Genomic DNA, 15,039 nt, shown 5'->3' on the forward strand with positions numbered 1-15,039 from the left:
GTGGGTCCCGGAGCCGGACAGCAGCGTCCGCGCCGCGCTCGTTCGGTGTGGACGTGACTCCGCCGTCGGAAGAAGCGCGGGGAGCGGACGCTGCTGTCGCGTGAAGGTGCAGGAGGGTGTCAGTCACACCTGACTGCGGGTGCGGTCCGCGATGTCGCGGCCGATGATCTCCTTCATGATCTCGTTCGTCCCGCCGTAGATCGGTTGTATCCGGGCGTCGAGAAAGGCACGTGCGATCGGGTATTCGAGCATGTAGCCATACCCTCCGTGCAACTGAACACACTGGTCTACGACCCGTTGGTGCAAGGCGGTCATCCACCATTTCGCCTTCGCGGCGTCCACCGCCGAGAGCTCCTCCGCGTTGAGGAGATGAACGGCGCGGTCGAGGAAAGCCCACCCGAAGTCGAGTTCGGTTGCGATCTCGGCCAGAGTGAACCTCGTGTTCTGAAAGTCACCGACCGGACGCCCGAATGCCTTGCGTTCGAAGCAATACGACTTCGTCCATTCGAAGGCGGCCGAAGACGCCGCCAACGACGTGGCGGCAATCGCCAATCGCTCCCGGGGTAGACGATCCATGAGATGGCTGAAACCCGCACCTTCGACGCCGAGAAGCGCCTCGCGGGGGAGGTGGATCTGATCGAAGTACAGTTCGGCGGTGTCGTTGCCGCGCAATCCGACTTTCTCGAGCTTGCGTCCTCTTCGGAAGCCCTCGCTGAGCGTGTCCACCAGGAACAGACTGAACGCCGCGTTGCTGGAATCGGGGTTGGTCCGGGCGAAGACGATGACCACATCCGCATGCATGCCGTTGGTGATGAAGGTCTTCTGTCCGTCGAGGATCCAGCCGTCGGCGGAGGACACCGCGGTGGTGCGGATCGACCGCAGGTCACTGCCGGTGCCGGGTTCGGTCATCGCGAGTGATCCGATGAGGGTTCCGGCGCACAGTCCGGGAAGCCACCGTGCCTTCTGCTCCTGTGATCCCAGATCCACAAGGTAGGGGATGACGAGATCATCCTGGACGCTCAGGCCGGCGTTGAAGGAGTTCGCTGCTGCTGCGGCCAGTTCCTCCATGATGATCAGGCGGTATCGGAAGTCGGGGGTGCCGCCGCCCCCGAACTCCTCCGGGACCGCGATGCCGATCAAGCCTTGCTGGCCTGCCGCCTCCCATGCGGTCCGTTCGATCAGGCCCTCGTTTTCCCACCGTCCGTGATGTGGTTGCACATCGCGGGCAATGAACGCCCGCACGGCCTGCCTGAAATCCTCGTGGTCCGAGTCGTAAGTGTCCCGTTGCATCGTGGCGCCTAGGCGGAGGAGGGCTCGAACCGCGTGGTTCGGCTCATGTTCAGCCGGCGTCCACGTTCGGCGTTGGTAAGCGCGAGTTTCCGGCTGGCCTCGTCGATCATCTCGTCGCCCATCATGACCGCGCCGAGCCCGCCGCCTGCGTCCGAGGTTGCGTACGCGTATGCGTCGAGAATGAGTTCGGCCTTGTCGTAGTCGTCCTGGGTGGGGGCGAAGACCTCGTTCGCGGTGGTCAGCTGGCCGGGATGTAGCACCCATTTGCCGTCGAATCCATACGCTGCTGCCCGGGTACTGGCGGCCCGGTAGCCGTCGAGGTCGTGGATCAGCGCGTACGGTCCGTCGATGGCTTGGAGTCCGTACTTGCGTGCGGTGACTGCAATGCTCATCAGGACGCTGTCAAAGGGGTCGTGCCCGCTCGATCCAGGAGCACCGATGGTCAGGGCGGGCATGTGCATGGCGGCCATGAAGTCTCCCGGACCGAAGATCAAGGTCTCGGTGCGAGGGCTGGCGGCGGCGATCTCGTCGATGACGCTCAATCCGCTGGGGCCCTCGATCTGAGCCTCGATCCCGATGCCGCCGGCGGGTAGTCCCAAGGACGTCTCCAGCTGGTTGAGAAGCACATCGAGCCATTGGATGTGCGCGAGCTTCTCGACCTTGGGCAGCATGATGCAGTCCAGGCAGTCGCCGGCGTACTTGACGACATCGATGACGTCGGCATACGCCCATTCGGTGTCTGCATCGTTGACTCGGACGACGCGGGTCTTACCTGTCCAGTCTCCTTCCCGCAGGGCGGCGACCACGTTGACGCGGGCGCCGGGCTTGGCGGAGGGAGCGACGGAGTCCTCGAGGTCGAGGAAGATCTGATCGGCGGGAAGGCCTTGCGCCTTCTTGATCATCTTTTCGCTGCTGCCGGGCACTGCGAGGCAGGAACGGCGGGGGCGGTACTGACGGGACATGGGTTACACCTCAATTTTGTCGGAACGTGAACATTGCGGGACGGTCAGTGGTGGGATCGGGAGCGCACCAGGACGTGTCGATCGACCTCACAGACCCTCGCCCCGTCTTGGTTGACGCCGATGTGGTGGAAGGTGACGAGTGCCTTGCCGGTCTCGGCGGGCACGATCTGCTTGATCTCCGTGGCCGCGCCGATCGTGTCCCCGGCGCGCACGGGTACGGCGAATCTGACGTTGTCCAGTCCGATTTCGCCGATGGCCTGGCCGATCGTGTCCTGGGTGGCGAGTCCGACGACCAGGGAGAGGGTAAGTCCGCCGAAGTTGATGCGGGTGCCGAACTCGTGGTCCGCCATGAACTGTTCACTGAAATGGCCCTGTGCAGTGTTCATGACCGACAACGTGAATCCGGCGAGGTCGAGGTCGGTGATCGTTTTGGTGCGGGCATGCCGGAACTGTTGCCCCACGGTGAAGTCTTCCGCGTATCCGGACGGTGCCGGGATGACATTCGGCGTCGATGTGCGTTTGACGACGAGGTTGGTGCGTTCGAACTCGATTACCTTGGCGCCCGCTTGGTTGGTGCCGGTGGTGCGCCAGGTGACGATTCCGGTGTCCGGCCGCGATGCCGATTCCCGCGCGTCCAGGACGACGCTGGAAGCGTAGAGGGTATCTCCCGGGTGGACGTCTGCGAGGAACCGCAGCCCGTTCGCGCCGAGGAACGGCCCGCCGGCTTCGCTGAGGTCTTCGACGCTGAGGCCGAAGACGACGCCGAACACGAGCATCGGGTTGATGACCTCGTCGCGGTAGCCCTCGGACTGGGCGTATTCACGATTGAAGTAGAGCGGGTTGAAGGCGAGCATCGACGTCGAGAATGCGGCGTTCTCGCTGGCATAGATGGTGCGACCCCAGTGGTGTGTGAAGGTGCGCCCGATCTGGTGGTCTTCGAAACTGGTCCCTCTGGGCACGAGAGGCCAATACGAACAATCTGGGCTGCGGGTCGGGGATGCTGTCGCTGACATGAGGCCTCCTTGCGGCTGCTATGCAATGGCCACTTCGTGCCATATAGTGATTCAAAGAATCTGCATGTGGCACACAGCCTGCAATACCCATCCCGGCGCTGTCAACTGCCGATTTGACGAGATTTCACGAGAAAGTCTTGGCAGGAAGCATTGTTGGCAGAAAATGCCGGGGTGCGATCTGGGTCACTAGTGGTATGTTATGCCACTAATCGGCACATTATGCCGCTTGGTTGAGAAGGGAGGGCGGGAGTGAAGACCGGCCCACTGCACGGAATACGCGTCATCGACTTCACACACGCTCTGGCGGGTCCGTATTGCACGATGCTGCTCGCGGACCTCGGTGCGGACGTCATCAAGGTTGAACCCCCCGGAGGCGAGGTGACTCGAAGCGTGGGCCCTTACCCGGAAGATCGCTCGGAGCAAACCCTCGGCGGCTACTTCCAGAGCGTCAATCGAGGCAAGCGCAGCATCGTCGTCGACCTCAAGTCCTCTGACGGCTTGAACACCATTCGGCAACTGATCGCCGAATCCGACATCGTCGTCGAGAACTTCAGTGTCGGGGTCGCCGACAAACTGGGGTTGTCCTACGAATCTCTGCACGAGGCCCACCCGCAGTTGATCTACGGAACCCTGCGCGGCTTCGGCGACCCGCGATCCGGTGTCAGTCCCTACGCGGACTGGCCGGCAATGGATGTCACGATGCAAGCCATGGCCGGTGCACTGAGCATTACCGGCACCGAAGACGGCACACCGGTGAAGATCGGCCCGGGAGTCGCGGACATCTTCCCGGGAACGCTCCTGGCCTTGGGTTTGGTGGCTGCCGTGATGCACGCCCGTACGACCGGCGAGGGCCAGCACGTCGACATAGCGATGTACGACGCCGTGCTGTCGCTGTGTGAACGGATCGTGTACCAGTATTCCTACACCGGAGAGGTTCCCAAACCCGAGGGCAACACCCATCCCATCCTGAGCCCGTTCGATGTCCTCGAAGCAGCCGACGGCTGGGTGAGCATCGCGGCGCCGACCGATCCGCGCTGGGTCCGGCTCTGTGAGGCGATCGGTCGCCCCGAACTCTCCACGGATCCGAGGTTCAAGTCCAACGTGGACCGCAGAGCTCATCGCGCCGACGTCCGTGAGCTCCTGCAGGAGTGGACGAAGACGCGTACGCGCGCCGACATCGCCGATGTGCTCGGGGGAAAGGTGCCGTTCGGACCTGTCAATACGGTTGCGGACATCTTCGCCGACCCGCATGCCCGGAGTCGGGAGATGCTGGTGCCGGTGGACAACCCGGGTTCTGCCACCCAGGCCGTCATCGCCGGGCAACCTATCAAGTTCAGCGCCACGCCGGCTCGGGTGCAGGGCCGAGCGCCCCTGTTGGACGAGCACGGCGACGAGCTTCGTCGCGAGTTCGGTGGCCGCGCCCGGAGCGCGGCAGTTCCCCCTCTCCCGCAATCGCCGGCTCGCAGCGAGTAGCCCGACCCACCGCAACCCCCACCAGGAGTTTCACATCATGGTTCTGCATTTCGACCATTGGATCGACGGACGGACAACGCCGGGCAGCTCCGGTGAACGCATCACGTCCACAAGCCCCAGGGACGGTGCTGTCGTGGCGTCGATCCCGCGAGGAACGGCGCAAGACGTCGACGCGGCCGTTCAGGCGGCGGCGGGCGCCTCGGCGGAGTGGCGCCGCCGTAAACCCGTCGAACGTGGACGATTGCTTCTCGAACTGGCCGCAGCAATCACCGCCAACGCCGACGCTCTCGGCAGCCTCGAAGCTGGCGAGGCGGGTAAGCCGAGCTGGCAGGTTCCGCTCGAAATCAACGGCTCGGCGGCATATTTCGAGTTCTATGGTGGGCTCGTGCACGCCCTCCACGGGGATACCATCGACATGGGCCCGGACATTCATTGCTTCACCCGGCGTGAGCCGTTCGGGGTGGTGGGCATCATCACGCCGTGGAATGTCCCGTTGAATCAAACAGCCCGCGCCGCGGCCCCCGCGTTGGCGGCCGGGAACACGGTTGTCATCAAACCCTCCGAGTTCACATCGGCGACGTCTCTCGAACTGGCTCGCCTCGCGAGTGAAGTCGGCTTCCCCGACGGTGTCATCAACGTCGTCACCGGCACCGGACCGGAGGTCGGCGCGGAAATCGTTCGCCATCGCGACGTCCGGAAGGTCGCGTTTACCGGATCGGTGCGTGCCGGCCAGGCCGTTGCACATCTGGCCGCTGACCGCATCATCCCGTTGACGCTCGAACTGGGTGGAAAGTCTGCGAACATCGTGTTCGCGGACGCAGACCTCGACAAGGCGGTGCCGGGTTCGCTGACGGCGTTCCTGCTGAACAACGGTCAGGTCTGCAGCGCGGGGACACGCCTGCTGGTGCAGCGGGAAGTGCACGACGAGGTCGTCGACCGGCTCGTTGCCGGGGTCGCGGACTATCGCGTCGGCGACAAACTCGGGCCGGCGACCACCGAAGCGCAGTTCGAGAAGGTGCTGGAGTACTTCAAGATCGCCGAGACGGAGGGCGCAGTCGCGGCGGTCGGAGGCGCGCCGCTCGACGATGCGTCACGGGGCGGCGGCTACTACCTACCACCCACCATCTACACCGGCGTGAACAACACCATGAGGATCGCGAGGGAGGAGATCTTCGGCCCGGTCCTGGTCGTCATTCCGTTCGATGACGACGAGCACGCCCTGCAGATCGCGAACGACAGCCCCTTCGGCCTGGCGTCCGGGGTGTGGACCACCAATGTCTCGCGGGCATTGCGAATGGCGGACGGGCTCGAAGCAGGCCAGGTGTACGTCAACACCTGGGTGGCGGGCGCCATCGAAACACCGTTCGGCGGGTACAAGGACAGCGGATACGGCCGGGAGAAGGGAATCGAAGCGCTGCACCACAACACTCAAGTCAAGTGTGTGACCATCGCACTCTGAGCGGATACTGATTTTGCCGTGCTCATGCTGGCCTGTAAAGCTCCACTATGTGGCATGACGTGCCGCCATGTGATACATTTTGCGGTGTGACTGAGGAGAGTTCAGCAGCCGGCACGCAGCAGAGCCTTACGCGGGGTCTCAAGGTGCTCGAGGTCGTCGCCGAACACCAACCGATCGGCGTTGCCGATCTCGCACGCCTGCTGGCGCTGCCGAAGTCCACTGTGCAGCGCACCCTGCGCGCACTGGCGCAGGCCGGGTGGCTCGAAGTCAGTGATACCGGTCGAGCCAGGTGGATGCTCACCCACCACGTCTGGGCGATCGGCCAGCGGGCGGGCAAGGAAACCAATCTGCGGGAAGCGGCGCTTCCGCACATGAGGGAGCTCGGCGACGCCACCCAGGAAACGGTCTACCTGAGCGTTCCGGACGGCCTGACGTGCATGGTCGTGCTCGAGAGGATTGACTCCACCCAGCCGGTGCGGGCCTATAACCGGCTGGGTGCGACGATGCCCTTCCACTCGTGCTCCTCCGGCAAGGCGGTGCTGGCGTTCTGGCCGGACGACCGAGTCGCGGAAGTCCTCAGTCGTCCGCTTCTCGCTCAGACGGAACGCACCACCACCGACCGCGACGCCGTACTGGCCGAGCTCGGAGAAGTCCGCGCGCGCGGCTACGCGCTGAATACTGCCGAGAATCGACCAGGTGTGTGCGCGCTCGCCGCGCCGATACTCGGTCGAGACGGTCACGCCGTCGGTGCGGTCTGTATTTCGATGCCGCAGGATCGCTTCGACTGGCGCGCGGTGCCGCGCTGGGGCGAGATGGTGGTGGACACGGTCCGGGCAGTCGAAAAGGCATGGGAGTCAGCCGCACCGGCGTAAAGCCGTACGCCGCGGAGCTTCCTTTGCAGGATGAACGCACGGGTCTGCGGACTGCGGGGACAGGTTTACCTGCGGATGTGACGCGGGCACCACTCCGTCACCGGTTGTGTTCGAGCACCCACGCTACGACCTGCACGCGCGAGGTGAATCCAAGCTTGGCGAGGATGTGCTCCACATGTCCCTGGGCGGTTCGTTGCGAGATCACCAGGCGAGCTGCGATGGCCTTATTCGTGAGTCCGTCGGCGATCAGTTCGGCAACCTGACGTTCACGCTTGGTCAATATCGACGATGGGTTTGCAGGCGATGGGGCGCGGGCACCTTGGTCGCCCAGTGCATACCCGATTGCGGCGTCGAGATCGAGTGCACGGCCCTCGCGCATACCTGATTCGAATACTCGATCGCCGAGGGCGTGACGTGAAGCCCGAACGCACTCCTCATGGTAGATAGCGAGATTCGGGACGTATGCCGACGAGGTCCCCACACCCCGAACGACGTTCTCCGCGGCTCCCATCAATACAACCGCTCGCCTCGCATTACCCTCGGTGCCGGCGAGCCACGCAAGGGCCTCCAAACATATCGACGAGATGATCGGATCATCGACACGCTTGGCCAGTCGTAGCCCCTGCGTCAAGAACCCGGTGGCAGCATCACGATTGTCCTGCCGCCACTTCGCAACGCCCAAGGCCCAGAATGTGTACGACCGGTAGACGACTTCCTCGCGGCGTTCTGTGATCTCCAGAGCCGTCTCGTAGTACGTGATTGCGTGCGCGGTCTCGCCCAGCAGATCACGCACCAAACCCACCATGAGCAAACCCTCGAGCAGCAATGTGAGTTCGTCGCGGGCGCGGAATACTGCCAGGGCACTGTCGATCTCTGAGAAGGCCTGCTCGAGTTTCCCGCTGAACATGGCAAGGAGCCCGGTGGCGTGGGCGATGATTGCGGTAGCGAGCGGATCATTGAGCTGCTCGCCCAGTGTTCGAGCCTCCTCCACCAGTGACGCTCCGATCTCGATGTCACCTTGCTGTTCGGCCAACACACTCGCGACGTACAGGGCTTTGACCCGCTCGATGGTGAATCTGTCGGTTTGCCGGGCCAGAAGCTGGTCCAGCCAACGCCGACCCTCCGTGAGTAGACCTTGCGTGCCCCAAAGCATGTACATGCCCGTAGCGATCTGCAGCCCGGCCCCGATCCCGCGGCTGTCCGGTTCGGACAAGCTAAAGCCCATGGCGTCGCGCAGATTGGATTGTTCCCGCTTGAAGCGGGATATCCACGCGAGTTGCTGTGGGCTGATCCATCCAGCCTCGGCGTCGAGCACCAGCTGCTGGTACCAGTCTCGGTGCCGCCGGCGCAGTTCGGGATACTCATCGTTGCGCTGCAGCTGCACCCGGCCATAGTCACGAAGTGTTTCAAGGAGGCGGAACAGCACAATACCGTTGGCTTCTTCTCGGACCAGGATCGACTTGTCGACCAATGAGGTCACCAGTTCGAGCGGGTCGCTCGCCGCAAGATCGTGAGCGCACACCGCGTCGACCGCGTCGATCTCGAAGGTGCCGACGAACACGGATAAACGGCACCATGCCTTCTGCTCGGGTGGCGTGCACAAGTGGTAGCTCCAGTCGACGCACAACTGCAAAGTCTGCTGCCGGGACGGCAAATCTCGAGCGCCTCGGACCAGCACGGCGAACCGGTCGGTCAGGCGCTGCAAGATCTGCTCGGGCGACATCACCCGCAGTCGGGCGGCCGCCAGCTCGATCGCCAAAGGCAAACCGTCCAACCTCTGGCAGATGTGTGCGACCGCGCCACTGTTCTCTTCCGCCAGCGCGAAGGTAGGGACTGCGGCGACCGCACGGTCGGTGAACAATTTCACTGCGTCATAGCTCGGTAGACCCTGCAGTCCGGGAGGCCGCGCGGAATCCGGCACTACGAGCGGTGGCACCCGAAGAGTCGTCTCCCCACCGATACCAAGGCCTTCCCGGCTGGTGGCAAGGATTCGTAGTCGTGGGCAGGACCGCAGCAACGTGGCCCCCAGCGCTGCCACCGCGTCGATAATCTGCTCACAATTGTCCAGGATCAGCAGCACCTCGCGCGGAGCAAGGAACTCCCGCACCGTGTCCTGGAGCGGGCGCGACGATCGGTCGTGCAACCTCAGAGAACCGGCCACGACGTCGAGGAGAAGTGACTCGTCGCTCACGTCGCCCAATTCGATCAACCACGCACCATCAGCGAAATCGCGTTGCACCCTCGCGGCGACCCGCAGCGCGAGTCGGGTCTTTCCAACTCCCCCAGCTCCGGTGAGGGTAACCAGCCGCGAACCGGAAAGCAGCTTCCTCGCCTCGTCGAGCTCACGGCGACGACCGACGAAGGTGGTGAGCTCGAGGGGGAGGTTCCCTGTCCGGCGTCGGCCCGCGGCGGGGTCGGACGACGATTGCCTCATCCTCGCCCGTGACTCGGGAGCATCCGGTTTCGTCCGAGGTGGCGTGTGAAGAGCCATGTCGTCGAGTGGAAGACCGATGCGCATTTCGACGGAGCGCAGCTCGTCGCCAAGGGCCGCCGCGGTCGGCTGTCGCTCGGCCGCGGTGCGGGACATCGCGCGTCCGACTACCGCGGCCACATCCTCGGTGAAGCCGTGCTCTCGAAGGTCTGGGACTGCGTCCGTTGTTATCCGCACGAACTGGGCCACCAACTGCTCGCCGCTCCGGCGTTCGAACGCCGCATGCCCGGTGATAGCGCAGAAGAGTGTGGCGCCGAGACCGTAGACGTCAGCGGCCGCGCTCGGGGATTCGCCCGCGAGGACCTCGGGGGCGGTGAACGCCGGAGAACCTGTTACCACGCCGGTGCCGGTCTCGAAACCGCCGATGATGCGGGCGATGCCGAAGTCGGTGAGTGCCGGCTCGCCGTACTCCGTGAGCAAGATGTTTGCGGGCTTGACGTCGCGGTGGAGAACCCCGAGCTGGTGCGCGGTTTCCAGCGCCCCGGACAGTTTCACTCCGAGCCGTATCGCCTCGTCCAGCGGCAGTGGGCCGTGACGGCGGATCCAGGCGTCGAGGGACCCCTGGGGGAGGTATTGCATGACGATGAACGGTCGGCCGCTCTCGGTGGTGCCGACCTGGAGGGCCCCGACGATGTTCGGGTGCCCTGTAAGCCGACCCATGGCGTGTTGTTCGCGCACGAAGCGCTCCCGATTCTCATCGTCGAGGTCCGCGGTGAGTACCTTGACGGCGACCGTGCGATCGAGTGCTGCCTGGTTACAGCGGTATACGACACCGAATCCACCGCGGCCGATTTCCTCGGCGTCGTCGAATCCGGCAGCTGCCAGCTCTGCGGCGACCGTGCGAACGACGTCGCGCTGAGTTCCAAACGGATCGACGTCCGACATTGTCTAAATCGATTCACCCGCTCGTGGCATTGATGCTGCATTCATTCCCTGGTCTTCCAGAGTATCGCCAGCCGACTGCGCAGCGCTGTCATCGTGTACGGCCGAACATCGGCCCGGAGAGGCGACCGGATTCGATGCCAGGCCGGCAACGGCTACAAACTTCGGCGTTCGTAAAGAAGACGGGTATTCTCGAGTTCAGTTGTTCGTCGTCAACAGCCTCAACGGTGACCGGGTGAGCGAAGGTTTCGGCGGCATCGACGCAGTGATCCCACCCCTCGTTAGGCGAAGGCTTGGCCGCCCTACCTGATCTTTCCCGCTTCCCACTGGGCACGCCGTCGTCCTCGTGCCCAGTGGTTCGCGTAGTCCCGAGCCACCAGTTCGGGAGCTGGCAGCGGGTCAAGCGGCATGACGATCGCGTGGCCCCCGCTCCGGCCGGCGCGTATGCGTTTCCTGCAGGTCGCCGTCGCCGTCGCCGTCGCCGTCGCCGTCGGCGGCGAGGAGGTGTGGGACGGCGTCGGGATCGAAGGAGGGGGCTGCCGTTCTCGACATCGTCCCGTCTCCAGGGGATGGCGAATCGGTTGTTAGCCGGCGACGATGTCGAAGAGGTTGCCTTCCGGATCGCTGAGCGTGGCCCACTTGGCGCCGTACTCATCGAAGTCGTTCACATGCTCGGCGCCCAGGTCGACAGCCCGCGCGATTTGCGCGGTCAGGTCTTCTGCCACGAGATCGATGTGCATGGTGTTCTTGCCGGTCCCCTTGTCGGGGACCTTCAGGAAGGTAAGTGACGGGCTCGCATCGGCCGGTCCGATCGAAGCGATGTTCTCGTCCGCGCCGGGTGCCACTGGCCGCCCGAGCAGGGCGGACCAGAAGGCAGCGAGCTTGGCCGCGTCGATGCTGTCGATGGTGATGTTGCCGAACGAGAGTGTCATGGGATTCCTAGGGAGTCAGTTGGTACCGGCGGTCGTTCTTCGGACCGCGCGGCGGAACTGATGGAATCATCGCCTGACCCGCATCGGTGGTCAAGAATTTTGCGCCCATTCGGCTATTCGATTCGACTATATGCGCCCCTTGACCGCTCTCCAGTGCTGATATACGGTCATTCGACCAGCTGGGGGAGTGGTTCGGTCGGGTGTACGCCGGTCGGGCCACTGTCGAACCCGGCCGGAACAAGTTCCCTCAGCCGGCATATCGCGGCCACTGCCAGTCCCACTGACTACAGCCGCCCGGCATCGATTATGGATCGGACGGTGCTCACATGAAGTTCAGCCTTCTCATCGACGGTGACTGTAGTAACTCTGCAAATCCGGCTACGCGCTACGAGGAAATCATTCGCGAGGCGCAGTTGGCTGACGAGCTCGGGTTCTACGCCTGGGGTTGTCCGGAACAGCATTTCGCCTTCCCGCACATGACCACATCGTCGCCCGACGGGCTGTTGGCGACCGTGGCGGCGCGAACCGAGCGCATCAAGGTGCGATTCTCGGCGATCACCCTGCACAAGTGGAACCACCCGCTGGCGGTCGTGGAACGGTTGTCGATGCTGGACAACTTGTCGCGCGGTCGTGCCGAATTGTCCACTGCACGAGGCAATGACGTTCCGACGATGAATGCCTTCACGATCGATCCGGAGAAGACTCGCGCCATTTGGGACGACTCGATCCGCGCCATCGGCCACATTCTGCGCAGCCAGGATGACTTTTCCTACGAGGGTGCGTTCTGGAACATCCCGAACATCAACAAGAGCCTGGCCCCGAAGACCTTTCAAGCGCACCCACCGGTATCGGTGGTCGGCGCGAGCGCGACCTCGTGCGCCGCCGCAGCTCAGTTCGGCCTCGGTATCCACTTCCTCGACAACTACTACGGCTACGACTACATCCAGGGCTGTGTCGACGCGTATCGGTCCACGGAAAAGAACACCGAAGGCATCTTCGAGTCGGTCACCGACCACATGGGCTTCTACGTCCCGTCACCCTTGTGCGCGTCGACCCGTGAAGACGCGTTGCGCGATGGCGCCGTGCAGGCCATCCCGTGGTTCCAGTCGATCCTCGAACAGTCCAAGCCGCTGCTCAAGCAGCCCGGCTACGAGTACACCGACGCTCTCGGCAAGCTCGAGGAGCACCACACCGACATCGACTGGATGCGCAAGCACACCCCCAGCGTGCTGGTCGGTACCCCCGACGAGATCATCGAGACCGCTACCCGCATGTCCGAGATCGGCGTCGACGAGCTGCTGCTTCGCGTGGACGGCTTCGGCCACGACCTGCACATGCGGACCATCGAGTTGATCGGTAAGCACGTCATTCCCGCAATGGAGCCGGTTTCGTCCTCCGCGGCGGCGACCTAAGCAAGCGGGAATTTCGACGACGCCGAGGTTCTCAGTCAGCAATGACAGGAAAGGCAGTCAGTTTCGGCACAGCACAGCGAGACCGCGCTGCTTGGCCGCTCGGTCCAAGGAGCTCGCGGCGCGCAGAAAGGTCGTTCGCTGATCGACCTGAATTTGGGTTTCGCAGTCACCGACCTGCTGGATGAGGACATCACTCTCCTAGAGGGCGCTCTTCATTGCCGAAGTGGTCGGTCGTTCCGTCATCGAGGCGCTGCCGGCGTCACGACGAGCCATTGTGTGGCGAGGCAAGCAGACACCGTCGAGTAGCGGAGCAATGTTCCCGTTGCACAAATCGGGCTACCGGTGGAGTACTTGTGTAGGTGGCCGACGCTAGCCACTGCGGCCGCCTCGCGTGCGTCACAATTTCAGTCGGGCGACGCCCAGATGCGAGCGCATCGAGTCCTGCACCGCTATACGCCACAGGTCTGGTACGCGACTCGCCGGTACCGGAAGCGCTCGTCGCGGGGATGGCGAATGAATCGCGGAGTCATTCTGGATGTGGTCGGGCCGTACGGCGGTGAGAAGGGTACCGGGACTGGGCCGCAGGACCGTGTCGAAGACATCGACGAGTTCCTTGGTCAGTGTAAATCTGCCTTAACGGGTTTGAGAGCAGCGTCAGCAACAGTAGGGCGGCGTCCGAACGGTCGTAGCCAACAAATGAGGATTACAAGAGGAGCCCCACCACCCATGACTGAGACCTATGACGTAGTCGTCGTCGGTGCCGGCAGCGCCGGCGTATCGGCGGCGTATCAGCTGCGTGATCGGAATGTGCTGTTGCTGGAAGCCGGCGAGCACCTTGGTGCGCGTTCGCACCACGAGGAGTTCGAGGGCTACCGCATCACGGTCGGTGCCGAGGACTGGGCCGACGCCGACCCCAACTCGTTCGAGCGCGGCCTCATCGAGGAACTGGGCGTCCCGATGACGAACGTGCACGGCACGGGCGGTGTGATCTGGAAGTCCTTGATCCGTGCGGAGTCTTGCGACGAACTGGCTGCGAAGCTGCCGATCTCCGATGAGGCCAAGAAGAATTTCACCGAGGTCTACGCCAAGATCAACGAGGCCATCACCAAGGTGTGGTCCGAGGGTGGCGCCGATTACGCTCGCGAGTTGGTGAAGGTCCGCGCGTCGGACTGGCTGGGCGACGTCCACCCAGAGGTGCTGCAGTACTACCGGCGGATCTACGACTCGGAATTCAGCCTGCTGCCCGAGCACGTGTCGGCGTTCTATTTCTTGAACTTCATGCTGCCCTATGGTGGCGCAGGCTTCGATTCGTGGGACGAATATCATTCGCCCACTGCCGGTATGCCCGAGGTGCTCGAGGCGATGGCGGCTAAACTGCCCAATCCGCCGGTGCTGGGCGCTCACGTGATCGACGTGACCCAGGACGCCGACGGGGCGGTGGTGACCGCCCTCTCGACCGAGGGCGAGCTGATCGTGCGGGCGACGAAGGTCGTGGTGGCCACTCCTCCTGCGGTTGCTGCGCGGATCGTTTCCGACCTGCCGACGTGGAAGCTGGAGGTGTTGCGGGACCTCCGCAGCGAGCCGGTGATCGAGATGCACGTGCTGGTCGAGGACAGCGGCCCTATGCAGTGGGATGACCTGGTCAGTGCTTGGTCGGTGGACACTGCGTTCGGTCTGGTCGTGCCGTCGCAGACCGATCGTGCCCAGCGGATAGACCCGGCCGCGGGACTCAAGACTTCGATCATCAAGCTGCTGTCGTTCGGCGCACCGGCCGAGCCGATGATCGACCGCACCGATGAGCAGATCGCGACCGCATACCTGCGCGACTTCTACCGGGTCTTCCCGGAGGCTCGCGGCAAGGTTCGCGCGCATCGGGTGGATCGTTGGGTCTCGGGCGCGACATATCCCCGGTTCGGCTACGAGTCCACGGTTCCGGCGCTGATCCATCCGGTCGGCAACGTCCACTTCGCGGGCGACTGGGCGGGATTCGGCGTGGACGACACCACCGGTGGATTCGGTACGGCCGACTTCTCGGCGATGATCGGCGTGCACACGGCGATGCGCTCAGGCACGCGCGTGGCACGGGAGATCAACGCCGCACTGCAATAGGCAAGCATATCGAGGGGTGCGCATGAAGGCCTCCGGCTCGGGCTCATCGGTCTCCGATGCACCCTGCGCCGGGGGCCTTCATGCTTATCGCCCGTCGAGACCATCCGTTGAGTTTCGCGTCGAGACCAAGCTGCTCGTCTCGGA

11 protein-coding genes are annotated in these 15,039 nt (G+C 63.8%); 5 read left to right on the top strand and 6 right to left on the bottom strand.

Annotated elements, in window-relative coordinates; genetic code table 11:
• Positions 1 to 123 precede the first annotated feature (123 nt).
• Genes ACFWAY_RS22175 through ACFWAY_RS22185 form a run of 3 tightly spaced genes read right to left on the bottom strand, consistent with a single transcriptional unit; the run spans position 124 to position 3,211 of the window.
• On the bottom strand, positions 124 to 1,290 hold the full coding sequence (locus tag ACFWAY_RS22175) for an acyl-CoA dehydrogenase family protein (protein ID WP_378512146.1): 1,167 nt from the start codon (positions 1,288 to 1,290) through the stop codon (positions 124 to 126).
• Between the two features lie 8 nt (positions 1,291 to 1,298).
• A complete protein-coding gene (locus tag ACFWAY_RS22180) occupies positions 1,299 to 2,252 on the bottom strand; it encodes an HpcH/HpaI aldolase/citrate lyase family protein (RefSeq protein ID WP_378512147.1) in 954 nt (317 codons plus the stop codon).
• A 44-nt stretch (positions 2,253 to 2,296) separates the two neighbouring features.
• Positions 2,297 to 3,211, bottom strand: coding sequence for a MaoC family dehydratase (locus ACFWAY_RS22185; protein ID WP_378512148.1), 915 nt, complete (start codon positions 3,209 to 3,211; stop codon positions 2,297 to 2,299).
• 303 nt (positions 3,212 to 3,514) lie between these two features.
• On the opposite strand from ACFWAY_RS22185, the gene ACFWAY_RS22190 reads away from it, so the two are divergent.
• The 3 genes from ACFWAY_RS22190 (at position 3,515) to ACFWAY_RS22200 (ending at position 7,069) form a co-directional block, all read left to right on the top strand.
• Positions 3,515 to 4,738 (top strand): CaiB/BaiF CoA transferase family protein, encoded by a 1,224-nt coding sequence (locus ACFWAY_RS22190; RefSeq protein WP_378512149.1) that lies wholly within the window; start codon positions 3,515 to 3,517, stop codon positions 4,736 to 4,738.
• Positions 4,739 to 4,775: 37 nt separating this feature from the next.
• Positions 4,776 to 6,197, top strand: coding sequence for an aldehyde dehydrogenase family protein (locus ACFWAY_RS22195; protein WP_378512150.1), 1,422 nt, complete (start codon positions 4,776 to 4,778; stop codon positions 6,195 to 6,197).
• 86 nt (positions 6,198 to 6,283) lie between these two features.
• On the top strand, positions 6,284 to 7,069 hold the full coding sequence (locus ACFWAY_RS22200; RefSeq protein ID WP_378512151.1) for an IclR family transcriptional regulator: 786 nt from the start codon (positions 6,284 to 6,286) through the stop codon (positions 7,067 to 7,069).
• Positions 7,070 to 7,166: 97 nt separating this feature from the next.
• Here ACFWAY_RS22200 and ACFWAY_RS22205 read toward each other — a convergent pair whose 3' ends face one another.
• From ACFWAY_RS22205 to ACFWAY_RS22215, 3 genes are all read right to left on the bottom strand, one after another.
• Entirely contained in the window at positions 7,167 to 10,445 is a 3,279-nt protein-coding gene (locus tag ACFWAY_RS22205) for a protein kinase (RefSeq protein ID WP_378512152.1), read from the bottom strand.
• Positions 10,446 to 10,841: 396 nt separating this feature from the next.
• Complete coding sequence (locus ACFWAY_RS22210) at positions 10,842 to 10,994, bottom strand: hypothetical protein (RefSeq protein ID WP_378512153.1); 153 nt, start codon at positions 10,992 to 10,994, stop codon at positions 10,842 to 10,844.
• Between the two features lie 32 nt (positions 10,995 to 11,026).
• Positions 11,027 to 11,374, bottom strand: a complete 348-nt coding sequence (locus tag ACFWAY_RS22215; RefSeq protein WP_378512154.1) for a VOC family protein — start codon at positions 11,372 to 11,374, stop codon at positions 11,027 to 11,029.
• Between the two features lie 326 nt (positions 11,375 to 11,700).
• On the opposite strand from ACFWAY_RS22215, the gene ACFWAY_RS22220 reads away from it, so the two are divergent.
• Both ACFWAY_RS22220 and ACFWAY_RS22225 read left to right on the top strand, forming a co-directional pair.
• A complete protein-coding gene (locus tag ACFWAY_RS22220; protein ID WP_378512155.1) occupies positions 11,701 to 12,786 on the top strand; it encodes an LLM class flavin-dependent oxidoreductase in 1,086 nt (361 codons plus the stop codon).
• Positions 12,787 to 13,323: 537 nt separating this feature from the next.
• A complete protein-coding gene (locus ACFWAY_RS22225) occupies positions 13,324 to 14,895 on the top strand; it encodes a flavin monoamine oxidase family protein (protein WP_378512156.1) in 1,572 nt (523 codons plus the stop codon).
• The last annotated feature ends 144 nt before the right edge of the window (positions 14,896 to 15,039 follow it).

This window comes from Rhodococcus sp. NPDC059968 (genome assembly GCF_042738615.1).
Lineage (GTDB): Bacteria > Actinomycetota > Actinomycetes > Mycobacteriales > Mycobacteriaceae > Rhodococcus_F.

Excerpts from the sequence above, each read along its gene's own strand:
- ACFWAY_RS22205 (WP_378512152.1), bottom strand. The coding sequence starts at position 10,445 with ATGTCGGACGTCGATCCGTTTGGAACTCAGCGCGACGTCGTTCGCACG.
- ACFWAY_RS22210 (WP_378512153.1), bottom strand. The coding sequence starts at position 10,994 with ATGTCGAGAACGGCAGCCCCCTCCTTCGATCCCGACGCCGTCCCACAC.
- ACFWAY_RS22175 (WP_378512146.1), bottom strand. The coding sequence starts at position 1,290 with ATGCAACGGGACACTTACGACTCGGACCACGAGGATTTCAGGCAGGCC.
- ACFWAY_RS22220 (WP_378512155.1), top strand. The coding sequence starts at position 11,701 with ATGAAGTTCAGCCTTCTCATCGACGGTGACTGTAGTAACTCTGCAAAT.
- ACFWAY_RS22180 (WP_378512147.1), bottom strand. The coding sequence starts at position 2,252 with ATGTCCCGTCAGTACCGCCCCCGCCGTTCCTGCCTCGCAGTGCCCGGC.
- ACFWAY_RS22215 (WP_378512154.1), bottom strand. The coding sequence starts at position 11,374 with ATGACACTCTCGTTCGGCAACATCACCATCGACAGCATCGACGCGGCC.
- ACFWAY_RS22195 (WP_378512150.1), top strand. The coding sequence starts at position 4,776 with ATGGTTCTGCATTTCGACCATTGGATCGACGGACGGACAACGCCGGGC.